Source organism: Bordetella petrii (genome assembly GCF_000067205.1).
Taxonomy (GTDB): Bacteria; Pseudomonadota; Gammaproteobacteria; order Burkholderiales; family Burkholderiaceae_B; genus Bordetella_A; species Bordetella_A petrii.
Map to the genome: position 1 here is coordinate 1,519,622 of NC_010170.1, position 12,339 is coordinate 1,531,960.

Sequence of the window (12,339 nt, forward strand, 5' to 3'; positions counted from 1 at the left end):
CGCGCGCGGAGCCCGGCCATGCTGCCCCCATGCCTGCTGACGTTGTCAGCGACATGCCAGGCAACCATCGGTCATCGAGGTTGCGGCGCAGTTCCCACTGCGTGACCGAGCCAGCTCGCACCGCATCCGTCCGCGAGCGGCCACCAGTCTCTGGTGGCGGATGCTTTCGCCTTATCAACCCACCGCGGGGTTACGCACCTTCCCCGCATGCGTGGGCCTGGTGTGTCTCCGCTTCTTCCAATGGAGATTCACCATGAACACCACTTCCAACGAGAAATCATACTTCGACCTTCACACCTCGGGCATCGGCTACATCCAACGTGCCCGCGAAGTGCCTGTCCGGGGCGGCCGCCGTGCGCAGCCCTTCCTGGCATGCACCATCGCCGCACTGGTCGGTTCCGCCAAGGATCCCAGTTACCGCTACTTCGACGTCAAGGTCTCGGGTGCCGAGGCCAAGAAACTGGTCCAGCGCTACATCGGCGTTGACGATCCCAAGCAGCGCCCGCTGGTGCGCTTCCGCCTCGGCGACCTGTGGGGCGATGCGTACATCCGCGACAAGGGTGAGCACAAGGGCCAGGCCGCCGCGTCCCTCAAGGCGCGACTGCTCAAGGCCGAGCCGCTCGACCGGGCCGAACTGGCTTCGATCAAGCAGCACGAGCTGATCACCCGCGGCATCGGCTACCTCAGCCGTCCGAAGGACGTCACCCGCAAGGATGGCGATCCGTTCCTGTCGTGCAGCGTCGCGGCGCTGGCCGGGCCTGTCGGTGAACCGGAATATCGGTACTTCGACACCATCGTCGCTACCCCTGAAGCCGAGCACCTGGTTCGCCGGTGCGTGCAGGCCATCGAAGGGGACCGCAAGGTGCTGATCGCCTTCCGTCTGAACGACATGAAGATCGATCCGTACATCCGCACCAAAGGCGAGCGCGCCGGGGAACCGGGAGCGAGCCTTGAATCGACGCTGGTCCACATCGGTCTCATCAAGATCGACGGCACCCAGGTCTATCCGACGAGCCAGGCGCAAGCCGAGGCGCCGCAGGCCGAGGACGCACCCGCGCCCGAAGCCGAGGTTGCCGCCGAAATCGCTGCCGACCAATCTGCCGAACCCGCCGAGCGCGAGCCGGAAGGTGAAGCCGAGGAGCAGGAGCCGGAACTGGCTGCTTCGTTCTGATCCGGCATGGCCCCTCACGGGGCCTTGCCTTTTTCCTATTTCCCAAGGAGAACCATCATGGCAGCCACATCGGCACCTACGAGATCAGTCCTGCCCATCGTCGTCCCGGACCAGCTCACGTTGCGGACCATCCGCGGCAAGAACGGCCCGTTCACGGTCGGTCGTCTGACCACCCCCATCGGCGAGTTCGCCGTCAAGGACGCGGAGCTGGAGCAGTACCCCGAAGGCAAGTACGACGGGGAATTCGTCATTCGCTATATCTTCGCCAAGTCCTATCCGGTCGCGGGCGGCGCGCGGTTTGAAGTTCGCGCCAACCTCGACGGTATGACGCTCAACGGCATCGACAAACTGAGCCGTGACGAGGCCCGGAGCTTCGCCACCCAGGAGGTCGATCCCCTTGACGAAGAGCAAGGGACGCAGCCTGCGGCAACGCCGGCCAAACCTGCCAAAACATCCAGGCCCGCCAAGCCCGCACCCGTGCTGGCGTCTGCGGACCCGCTGGTCGATACCACGCCCTTCGGTGTGGATGCGCCGACACCCGCTGCGGCTGCTGCCCCCGGCAGCACCGAAGATGGCGACGCTGCACTGTTCGGCCTGCTGTGGCCGCTGGGAGAATCCGTAAAGCTGGATTCGACCATCGACCGCCGCACCCTGCGCGCGCAGATCGTTCGCCTGGGCGAACTTGGCTACGCGCTGGACTTCAAGACCCAGGAGTGGAGCCGCCAGGCCGAACTGCAACCTGCGTGATCGCAGACGCCGCATCCGCGGTGTTCTTCATCCACCCGCCGGGGTTCTTTCCCCATGCGGGGGAGACCCTGGCCTTTTCTTTGGAGGTCTCCATCATGTCCAACATCGCTTCAGATACCCACCGTTCCGCACTGGATGAAACCGCGTGGCGGGCTGTCTGCGAGACGGCTGCCAAGCAAGCCATCCATGGCTGCGGACAGTCTCACGACTGGTACGTGGAACGGTTCAGTTCAGAAGTTGACGCGCAAGTACATCGGTTACCCGAGCATCAGCAGGCATATGCCCTGCAGATAGCAGAGGAATACGGGGACTACGCAACACCCGCCGAAAGGCAGGAGACTCAGGACTGGAATGCCGAAAACGGCATTTGCATGCACGGCATCGATCGGGATTGCTGCCCGGCCGGTTGCGGTGATCTTGAGTACTGACACGCGACTTCATCGCTGCTAACGCGGCATTCCATCACCCGCTGGGGGTTCTCCCCCGCGGGGAGGCCTCCGGCTCCACTTTTCAGGAGGCCTTTCATGGGCTGGTATTTCTCCCCCCAATCGCGATCTGAACTGATCGCGGAACTGATCGCACCGCAAGAGACCGAGCGCGCCAGCGTCAAGGTCATCGCCCACGCGCTGCGTGGCAACGTCCTCTGGTCCGTCGCGGAAGTGACGGCCAAGGTCGAAGGCGTGCATCGTGATCTCGCACCGGGTCAATCCCTGCGCTACATCCGCTGCGATCTGCTTGAACGCGGCGGAAGCCAGTGGGGTTACAAGCCACTGGAAGAGTCCATGCACCCGTACTACTACTCGTGCCCGCTGTCTTATCTGGATCTCGCACCGGAGCAGTCCGCCGAATGGCGTGCAGGCGTTCGCGCCCACCACGCGCGGCGGCGCACACCGACGGCTTCCACGGCACCCGCCGCAGCGCTGTTGGTCTGAGCCAGGAGGAACCGACATGGACCCGATCCTGGCTGCGCTCCCGCCCGCGTTGTTGAAGCTCGTCGAAGGGAGTCTGTCCAACGACGAAGTTTCTTCCGACGAGGAAATGCTGGCGTACTTCATCAGCGACGGCCTCACCGAGGATCAGGCGCGGCGGGCACTGACCTACCGCGACCAGTACCTCAACAACATCTACCTGGACGGCTTCACGCCGATTACCGCGGTGGACAAGGCACTTCACTTCAACCCGCACACCCGGCAGTTCGAGCCGGACTGAGCGGTTTTCTTCCACCCCTTGGGGCAGTACTTGCCCCAGCGGGCGGTGCTGTTCCCGTTCATCCGAGGACACCACCATGCCCGCAGACACTTCTTCCACCACGCTTTACCGCATCGACGAATGCCCCGACGTGATGGCCGACGCTTGCGTCGGCGATGACCAAGGCAACCTCGTCTTCCTCTCGATCTGGGCGCGGGACACCGCCGTCCAGCAGTTCCTCGCTCGCCTGACCCTCGGGCGCGACGAGCAGGGACTGGACCAGTTCCACGTCATCACCGACCAGGGCGGCAGCGTCCCGGTGTTCATCGGCAACGTCGATCGTCTGGAAAAGCGCATGACTCGCGCCTACCGACGAACGCTGTTCGGATCGCTCTCCAACGTGTGGCTGTTCGATCGCCGCTGCGTGAAGCCCGACAAGGCCAACGCCAGCGCGCTCGCACTGCTGCCACGCGGCAACGCCCACCGGCTTGACCGCATGTGGACGCTGGTGCGGGACACCTGCCCGTTGCCGCTGCTCGATCACTGGCGCGAGACCGTGCTGGAACTGCTGCAAACCCGCGAGATGCTGGCCCGCCTTCCGTTCGCCCTCGGGCCACTGGAAGGTCATCGGCTCGCCATCGACGTGCCGGCGCTGACCCTGGCGCTGGGCACCTTGATCCGCAGTGACGTACTCACCGCCTATCCCTATCCGGCCAAGATTTGGACGCCGGAAGCGGTAGCGGCTTGACCCACCCGCGGAAGCACGCCTCTGCGTGCTTCCGCCTTTCATCCCCGCCAACCAGGAGACTTCCATGGCCCTCATGTTCCCGCGGCTCGCCCGCAATTTCGTGAAAAACGGATACTTCCCCACGGATGAACCCACGCTCGAAAGAGCCCTCAACGCACTGATGCCCAGCGACGGGTCGATGTGCATCCTCGATCCCTGCGCAGGCGAAGGCGTGGCGATCGCCGAAGCTGCTCATGCCCTCGGGCGCGAGCAGGTAAAGGCGTTCGCGGTCGAGTTCGACGCCGAGCGGGCACGCCATGCCCGCGGCCTGGTCGATCATTGCCTGCATGCGGACCTCATGGACGCGATGATCTCCAAGCAGTCGTTCGGGCTGCTCTGGCTCAACCCACCGTATGGCGACCTGTCCAAGGACGTCAACGGCAATATCGGTTATCAGGGACAGGGCCGTGCCCGCCTCGAAAAACTGTTCTATCAGCGCAGCCTGTCGCTGTTGCAGTACGGCGGCGTGCTGGTCTTCATCGTCCCCGGCTACGTGCTCGACGCGGAGCTGGTCGGCTGGCTGACGCGCCACTACACCGACCTGCGGATCTACCGAGCGGTGGAAACGCAGTTCAAGCAGGTGGTGATCTTCGGTCGCAGGGTGCGTCAGCGCGAGCAGGCACCCGATGGCGTCAAGGCCGTGCGCAATCTGCTGCTGCAGGTTGGGCTTGGCGAAGTCGAAGCCGAGGAACTGCCGAGCGATTGGCCGTTCCTGCCGTACATCGTCCCCGCCAGTCCGGCCGAGCCGGAGCATTTCTTCCGCGTGACGATGGAGCCGGAGCAGTTCGCCGATGAGGTTGGTCGGCTGCAAGGCCTCTGGCCGTCGCTGGACACGCACCTGGGGGCCGCGCAGCAATCGCTGCGTCCACCGGCGCGTGCCTTGTCCCACTGGCATCTCGCCCTGGCTCTGGCCGCGGGCGCGATCTCGGGGGTTGTGCGCTCCAAGACCGGGCGCGTGCTCGTCGTCAAAGGTGACACCCACAAGGACAAGACGCTCCAGCGGGAATTCACCGAACGCGAAGACGGCTCCATCGCCGAGACCCGCATCCTCACCGACAAGTTCGTGCCTGTCATCCGCGCGTGGGACATGACGCCTAGCTCCGCTACGCGGGGCGAGGTGTTGACCATCCGCTGATCGCTTTTCACCGACGGTTCGCCGTCTTTTTTCCCACCACGGGGCATGCCATCGCCCCGTCGGGGGTGGTGCATGCCCCATTTTCTTTGGAGCATCACCATGTCCCTCGATCTCGAAACCACCACCGCCGAAGCCACGTCCGTACAGGGCGAACTGCTCGACGCGGAATCTTCCCCACTGACCCTGAGCCTTCAGGATTTCGTCGGTGAGTTCGGCGACGAACTGCTCGACGCCCTCAACAGCGCCAACCCGCCGGTCTATTCCGGCGAGCCGCAGGCGCACCGGCAACTCATCGTCGCCAGCCTCAAGCGCAAGCTGTTCCAGGCCCAGGCCGAAGTCGTCCATGCCGCCGCCGAGCTGCTGATCGACCGTGGCGAGCGCGCCGCGATCGTCAATGGCGAAATGGGCTGCGGCAAGGTGCGCCGTATCGGCGCTTAGAAGAAGCGTAGCGCAAGCTACCAGGGCTACTGGAATGCCCTGTACTCACCGGACTTATCCCTGCCTGCAAGGGCTTGAATTCCGAAAGGAAGGGGGGAGTGCAGCATGTTCGGAAAAGGCCTTTTACCCAACAGCTATTAGCGGGGGCGGGCCAGAGTAAGACGTGTATGGTCAAAGCTGAATTGCCTGAAGTCTAGTTCCAAGCGGTCTACCAGTCCCGACGCTGGCGAAAGTAGCTGAAACGCCAGACTCGCGAGTTGTGGGAAATGTTTTGCCTCTCCCACAAACCAGTATCGCGAGCGCAACCCCGATCAGGGGATTACGGAACGAACGGACGACCTAACCACGTCGCATCTTTGTCTAAGCGTAAATGCGGGATCGCCTAAACAGGTCGTAAGACCTGCATGGCGACGGAGTCTTCGTATTACCCGATGTGGCCTCTGTAATGGAGGTTGCTGGCCGCAGCAGTAAGCGGCACCGACATGGCTATAAGCGAGCAGCAATGCGCGTGAAAGGCCCACTGTCCGGGGGGAAGGAAGACAGCTTATCTGTAACCAACTCATCGAAAAGGAGGTTGTGCTGATGCTAACCGACACTACTAATCGAAGGTTGGATGCGCTGGGAATCTTGTCTCAACAGGGCAAGCGCATCAACGGCCTTAGTCGTCTCATGGAAAACCCAATCCTGTGGAAGCAGGCGTATGTCAACATCTATGCGAATTCCGGTGCAACAACGGCCGGCGTAGATGGCTCGTCACTGGATGGTATGTCCTACGAGCGGCTGGCCGGCCTGATGGCCGCCGTCAAAAGCGGTAATTATCGCTTCAAGCCCGTGAGGCGAGTCCTCATTCCAAAGAGCAATGGGAAAACCCGTCCGCTCGGCATCCCCACTGGGGATGACAAGCTGGTACAGGAGGTTGTACGGATGCTTCTCGTGAAGATCTACGAGCCGGTCTTTTCCGACGACTCGCACGGTTTTCGCAACGGGCGTTCGTGCCACACCGCTCTCATGCAAGTCCGGCAGAAATGGACGGGCATGAAGTGGATCGTGAACATGGATATCAAAGGTTACTTCGACAACATCGACCATGAAGTTCTGGTGGATGTGCTTGCCAAACGCATTGACGATAAGCGCTTTCTTGGGCTGATTCATTCGATGCTGAAGGCGGGCTACATGGAGGACTGGAAGTTCCATGACACCTTCAGCGGGACACCGCAAGGCGGAGTTGTCTCCCCGGTCTTGGCCAACATCTACTTGCACGAACTCGACGAGTACGTTGCAGGGTTGAAGGCCGAATTCAACCGAGGAAACCGCCGGGCGTCGAACCGCGAGTACAAGCGGATCAGTGGTGCAATTGAACGGTTGATGAAACGCATTGATGCCTACAAAGCCGATGGCGACTCGCCAAAGGTCGAGGAAGCGAAGCGTGAATTGGCCGAACTTTATCTACGCCGCAAGGCACTGAGCAGCTCCGACCCGATGGACGCCAATTACCGGCGTCTGGTGTATGTCCGGTATGCCGATGATTTTCTGATCGGCATCATCGGCAGTCGGGACGAGGCGGTAACCGTCATGCAGCGAGTCGCAGGTTTCATCAGCGACAAACTGCACTTGGAGATCGCTGAGGAAAAGTCCGGTGTGGTTCACGCATCGGACGGAGTTCGCTTTCTGGGGTACGACGTTCGCACGTACTCCGGTGATCGCAACGTGCGCACCGTCCGTTCAGGACGGAGCATCACAGCACGCAGCGTATCCGAGCGGATGCAATTGCACGTACCGGCTGAAAAGCTGCGTAGTTTCTGCCAGCGAAAGGGCTACGGCGTCTATGACGCTCACACCCCCACGCACAGGAGCGAACTGATCTCACTGAGCGAAGCGGAAATCGTTCAAACCTACAACGCTGAAATGCGAGGCCTTGCCAACTACTACGGTTTGGCGAACAGCGTCAGTCGTGTCCTGAACAAGCTCCATCACCTCTGGTTGACGAGTTTGTGGAAGACATTGGCGGCAAAACGTCGTTCGACCGTCACGAAGGTAGCGCGGAGCATGAAGCGCCAGGGTGGATACGTACTGGCTGTTCGGGGTAACTCGGACTCCCACACTTTTCCCATCTACAGCCTGAAAGACATAAGGAAAGAACCCATCACGTTCCAGAGTATTGACCTACCCCCCAAGACTTGGGTTTTCACGCATAGCCGCTCGGAGTTGATCCAGCGGCTCGAAGCGAGGAAGTGCGAGTACTGCGGGACCACCGAAGGCAGTTTCCAAGTGCATCACATTCGGAAGCTGAAGGACGTGGACAAAGGGAAGTACCTCTGGCCACAGGTGATGTCATGGCGCCGTCGCAAGACTTTGGTGCTGTGCGTTCCTTGCCATCAGAAGCTACACGCAGGCGTTCTTTGAAAGGACTGTTCCTAGTCAAGTAAGTGGAGAGCCGGATACGCTGAAAGGTGTAAGTCCGGTTCGGAGGGGGGCTGACGGGTGATCCTTTACGGGACGCCCGCAGCCTACCCTACACGACCGTCGGCATCGCCACGGCCGCCGTCCTCAACGCCGAAGGCTACCGCCGAACCTTAGTTCTTTCGCCACCTCATTTGGTTTACAAGTGGCGGCGCGAGATCCAAGAGACGGTGGCAGGCGCCAAGGTCTGGGTGCTCAACGGCCCGGACACGCTGGTCAAGCTCATCAAGCTGCGCGAGCAGATGGGTGTGCAGCCCACGGGCCAGGAGTTCTTTGTCCTGGGGCGCGTCAGGATGCGGATGGGATTCCACTGGAAGCCTGTCTTCACCACGCGGCGCACTCGCCATGGCGACGTGGCAGCGTGCCCTGACTGCGGTACGGTCATCACCGACCTCGACGGCGAGCCGGTCAACCCGGTGGCGCTCCAAGCCGAGGAATACCGCAGGAAGTGCAGCCATTGCGCCGCGCCCCTGTGGACGCTGATCCGCCCGCGCAGCCTGTCCGGCAGCGACCAGTCCTCGGCAGTGCTGAAAGCCCTCAAGCGCATCCCGACCATCGGGGAAGTCACCGCGCAGAAGCTGATGCAGAAGTTCGGCGACGGGTTCCTGGCGTCGATGCTGGGCGACAACATCCACGAGTTCATCAACCTCATGGATGGCAACGGCGAGCTGGTTTTTTCCGATCGTCAGGCCACGCGCATGGAACGTGCGATGGCCAACATGGAGTTTGGATTCGGTGAGGGTGGCTACCAGCCGTCCGAGTTCATCAAGCGCTACCTGCCACAAGGCACGTTCGACCTGCTCATCGCCGACGAGGCGCACGAGTACAAGAACGGCGGTAGCGCCCAAGGCCAGGCCATGGGCGTGCTGGCGGCGAAGGCTCGCAAGACCTTGCTGCTGACCGGCACGCTGATGGGCGGATACGGGGACGATCTTTTCTATCTGCTGTTCCGCGCCTTGCCTGGGCGGATGATCGAAGACGGCTACCGCCCGACCACGAGCGGGAGCATGACCTCGGCCGCGATGGCGTTCATGAGGGACCACGGGGTCCTCAAGGACATTTACTCCGAAAGCGCCGGCACGGCGCACAAGACGGCCAGGGGCACCAAGGTATCGGTGCGCACGGTCAAGGCTCCCGGCTTCGGGCCGAAAGGGGTCTTGCGGTGCATCCTGCCGTTCACGATTTTCCTCAAGCTCAAGGACATCGGTGGCAACGTCCTGCCGCCGTATGACGAACAGTTTCGTGAAGTCCAGATGGACGTGGCGCAAGCCGCGGCCTACCGTGACCTGGCGGGTCGGCTGACCGCGGAGCTGAAACAGGCTCTGGCGCGACGCGACACGACGCTGCTGGGTGTGGTGCTCAACGTGCTGCTGGCCTGGCCGGACTGCTGCTTCAGGTCGGAGACCGTGGTGCATCCGCGCACGCGCAACACCTTGGCGTTCGTCCCGGCTCAGTTCAACGAGTTCGAGGTGACGCCGAAAGAGCGCGAGCTGATCGACATCTGCAAGGAAGAGAAGGCGCAGGGCCGGAAGGTCTTGGCCTACACGGTCTATACCGGCACACGCGACACCACGTCGCGTCTGAAGATGCTGCTGGAGCAGGAAGGCTTCAAGGTCGCGGTGCTACGCGCGAGCGTGGACGCCAGCCGCCGCGAGGACTGGATCGCCGAGCAGTTGGACCGTGGCATCGACGTGCTCATCACCAACCCCGAGCTTGTGAAAACGGGACTGGACCTGTTGGAGTTTCCGACGATCGTGTTCATGCAGTCGGGCTACAACGTGTATTCGCTCCAGCAGGCGGCACGCCGCTCATGGCGCATCGGGCAGAAACTGCACGTGCGCGTGATCTACCTCGGCTACGCCGGTTCCTCGCAGATGACCTGCCTTGAACTGATGGCCAAGAAGATCATGGTCTCGCAGTCCACCTCGGGCGACGTGCCCGAATCCGGGCTGGATGTGCTCAACCAAGACGGTGATTCCGTCGAGGTCGCACTGGCCCGGCAACTAGTCGCCGCCTGATCCCCACGCCAACGCCGGCCTAGCGCCGCCGGTTTCTTGTTATTCCCAACTTGCAGCCACGCCCACGGTCTCCGTGGACGTGGCTGCGCTTTTCCTATCCCAAGGAGAGTTTCATGAACACCCATATCCAAGCCACGCCCGAAACCGTCAATGCTCGCCTGACGCTAGACGTGACCTATCTGCTCAACGGCGAGGCCGCGCCTGAAGTGCTGGCTCGGCTGGAACGCATGTGCGAACGCGCCATCGGCGAGGGTTTGCTGACCGACGAGACCGCCGTGGAAGTGGACGCCTGGTCGATCGATGTATCCGAGGTGCCTTCGGCTGCCGACCGCGAAACCCTGGAAGCCGAGATCGCCGCTTTCATGCAACAGCGCATCGAGGACGGCAACCTCGGTGCCGAGGACATTCCCATGCGCCTGGCACGCTATGGCCTGATGGCCCCCGAGGCATTCACCGACGAGATGCGCGAGCGCATGGGCATGGACGACGACGCCCTCACGGGCCGAGCCGTCATCCCCTCGACCGAACCTGCCGACGGCGGTGAGATCGAGATGCAAGTCGCGGTCGCCTGCATCGGTGCCTCCGGCAGCCCCGACGTGCCGGTCTTCAAGGTCAGGATCACCCAGGAGGAATACGACCTGGGTATCCACTACGACAAGGCCAAGGACTTCGCCAAAGAAGCCCACTACGAGGGGCCGTTCGTCTGCTTCGACGCTGCCGAATATGGCCCCATCCTGTCGGCCGCCCGCGAACTGGGTCTTGTTCCGCAGGTTGTCGTGGTCGATATGACCGACGGCCAGATCCACTCCATCCGCTGCGACAGCGGCGAGATCAAGGTCATCTGCTACGACACCAGCGACACCGAAGAGTATTCGGTGGCGGTTGCGAACCGGCCGCTCGGCGAGAACGGCCAGTTCGTGCGCTGCTGGTCGCACACCCAACTGGCACAGGTCGATCCCGGTCTGAAGCTGGCTCGGGATTGATTCAGCGCGCTCGATGTGCGTTTTCACTGGCCCCTTCGGGGGCCTTTTTCTTTGGAGGGAGGCTGTCGGTAAATCGGGCGCTGCCTGGTTCGCATTGTTTGCTGCCGCTCGTGGCCCGAGAGGCGATGGTGAGGGCTCGATGTTTCAGGACGCCGAGCTTATGTGCCCCTCTCCACCTTGGTTTCACCATCCCGAACGCCGCCTGCTGGCGGGAGTCCTCGGCCTGCTCTGGTCGGTGCTGGCTGCTGGCTGCGCGACGACGACTGCGCCGCCCCCGCCCGATGCCTTCGAGGAAGTCTTGGCCGCGCCGGAATCCGAGGCGCCCGAGTACATCCCCGTCGTGCGCTACGGTCGCTACACGCTGGTCGAGCTGGCACCCACGGCGGCGCAGCGGGACCTGCTGTTGCAGACCATCGACGTGTCCATGCCCGAAGATGCCCGTGCCACCGTCGGCGATGGGCTGCGGCATGTGCTCAAGCGCAGCGGTTACAGCCTATGCCAGACGGCGCACGCGGTGATCGAGCTGTACGCGCTGCCGCTGCCGGCGGCGCACTTGCACCTCGGCCCCATGACCTTGCGCGATGCGCTGCTCACACTGGCTGGCCCCGCCTGGGAACTGCACGTGGATGATCGCGCACGGCAGATTTGCTTCGAACGGCCTGCCGACAGCGCGGCCATCGAACCCGCATCCGAGTCACCCGCCGCCGAGGCGGTGCAGACGTTCCCGCTGGAGCCTTCTGTTTCGGGAGGCCAGCCATGACCGCCCCGCAGTCTGCCCGGCGCCCGGCCGCTGCGGTGGTGGTGCAGAGCCTTATGTGGCTCTGGCTGATCGGCCTCAGCATCTTCGTAGCCTTGGGCTACCAGACCATGAACGACCAGGCCGACCAGGAACAGCTCGCTTCCCGCCTGCAACGCCTGGAAGCGCAGGCGGCGGGCCTGGCCGAGACCATCGAGGCCATCCAGCAGCGTCCGGCCGTCGCAACGGCGGCAGACCTCAAAGACACCCGACAAATCCTGGAAGCACGCGCTGCCCAGGTTGAGAAAACGCTCAGCAGCTATGCCGCTGCCGACGACCTTCAGGCGCTGCGCGTGGAAGTTGAGCAGATCAAGGCGCGCCAGACCGCTGCGCCCGCTCCGCGCGCCGCAGCACCCGCACGACCGCGCGCATCGGGCAAGGCCGCCGCCAAGCCCGAACCGCCGCCGATGCCGTTCCGCGTCGTCGGCGCCGAATTGCGCGCTGGCCAGCGCAGCGTATCCGTCGCGCCGAGCAGCGCGGACTTCACGCCCGACCAGCTTCAGGTGCTGCTGCCAGGTGATGCGCTCGGCCCGTGGCGCTTGCAGGCGGTCGAGGGAAACACCGCCGTGTTCCAGTCCGGCGACCAGACCCGTCGCGTGGCGATTCCCTGACCGGA

12 protein-coding genes and 1 pseudogene are annotated in these 12,339 nt (G+C 62.9%); all 13 read left to right on the forward strand.

Annotated elements, in window-relative coordinates; translation table 11 throughout:
* Window positions 1–253: 253 nt before the first annotated feature.
* The 13 genes and pseudogenes from BPET_RS07425 (at window position 254) to BPET_RS07485 (ending at window position 12,334) form a co-directional block, all read left to right on the forward strand.
* Window positions 254–1,171 (forward strand): DUF3577 domain-containing protein, encoded by a 918-nt coding sequence (locus tag BPET_RS07425; RefSeq protein WP_003290197.1) that lies wholly within the window; start codon window positions 254–256, stop codon window positions 1,169–1,171.
* A gap of 57 nt (window positions 1,172–1,228) precedes the next feature.
* Window positions 1,229–1,918 (forward strand): DUF3275 family protein, encoded by a 690-nt coding sequence (locus BPET_RS07430; protein WP_012248427.1) that lies wholly within the window; start codon window positions 1,229–1,231, stop codon window positions 1,916–1,918.
* Window positions 1,915–2,346, forward strand: a complete 432-nt coding sequence (locus BPET_RS07435; protein ID WP_020207155.1) for a hypothetical protein — start codon at window positions 1,915–1,917, stop codon at window positions 2,344–2,346. The genes BPET_RS07430 and BPET_RS07435 overlap by 4 nt, the downstream gene beginning before the upstream one ends.
* A gap of 96 nt (window positions 2,347–2,442) precedes the next feature.
* Window positions 2,443–2,850 carry a hypothetical protein gene (locus tag BPET_RS07440; protein ID WP_003460301.1) on the forward strand — a complete coding sequence of 136 codons (408 nt, stop codon included), beginning with the start codon at window positions 2,443–2,445 and terminating at the stop codon, window positions 2,848–2,850.
* Window positions 2,851–2,866: 16 nt separating this feature from the next.
* On the forward strand, window positions 2,867–3,127 hold the full coding sequence (locus BPET_RS07445) for a hypothetical protein (protein WP_011489294.1): 261 nt from the start codon (window positions 2,867–2,869) through the stop codon (window positions 3,125–3,127).
* Window positions 3,128–3,203: 76 nt separating this feature from the next.
* Window positions 3,204–3,854 carry a hypothetical protein gene (locus BPET_RS07450; protein WP_011489295.1) on the forward strand — a complete coding sequence of 217 codons (651 nt, stop codon included), beginning with the start codon at window positions 3,204–3,206 and terminating at the stop codon, window positions 3,852–3,854.
* Between the two features lie 64 nt (window positions 3,855–3,918).
* Window positions 3,919–5,028 carry a DUF6094 domain-containing protein gene (locus BPET_RS07455; protein WP_011489296.1) on the forward strand — a complete coding sequence of 370 codons (1,110 nt, stop codon included), beginning with the start codon at window positions 3,919–3,921 and terminating at the stop codon, window positions 5,026–5,028.
* Between the two features lie 99 nt (window positions 5,029–5,127).
* Window positions 5,128–5,445, forward strand: a pseudogene (locus BPET_RS07460) (DEAD/DEAH box helicase); the annotation flags it as partial.
* A 603-nt stretch (window positions 5,446–6,048) separates the two neighbouring features.
* Entirely contained in the window at window positions 6,049–7,869 is a 1,821-nt protein-coding gene (locus BPET_RS07465; protein WP_012248428.1) for a reverse transcriptase domain-containing protein, read from the forward strand.
* 71 nt (window positions 7,870–7,940) lie between these two features.
* On the forward strand, window positions 7,941–9,944 hold the full coding sequence (locus tag BPET_RS07470) for a helicase-related protein (protein WP_407921183.1): 2,004 nt from the start codon (window positions 7,941–7,943) through the stop codon (window positions 9,942–9,944).
* 113 nt (window positions 9,945–10,057) lie between these two features.
* Window positions 10,058–10,927 carry a hypothetical protein gene (locus BPET_RS07475; RefSeq protein ID WP_011489298.1) on the forward strand — a complete coding sequence of 290 codons (870 nt, stop codon included), beginning with the start codon at window positions 10,058–10,060 and terminating at the stop codon, window positions 10,925–10,927.
* A 160-nt stretch (window positions 10,928–11,087) separates the two neighbouring features.
* Window positions 11,088–11,687, forward strand: coding sequence for a PFGI-1 class ICE element type IV pilus protein PilL2 (gene pilL2, locus BPET_RS07480; RefSeq protein ID WP_011489299.1), 600 nt, complete (start codon window positions 11,088–11,090; stop codon window positions 11,685–11,687).
* Window positions 11,684–12,334, forward strand: coding sequence for a hypothetical protein (locus BPET_RS07485; protein WP_011489300.1), 651 nt, complete (start codon window positions 11,684–11,686; stop codon window positions 12,332–12,334). Before pilL2 ends, BPET_RS07485 begins: the two co-directional genes overlap by 4 nt.
* Window positions 12,335–12,339: the final 5 nt, after the last annotated feature.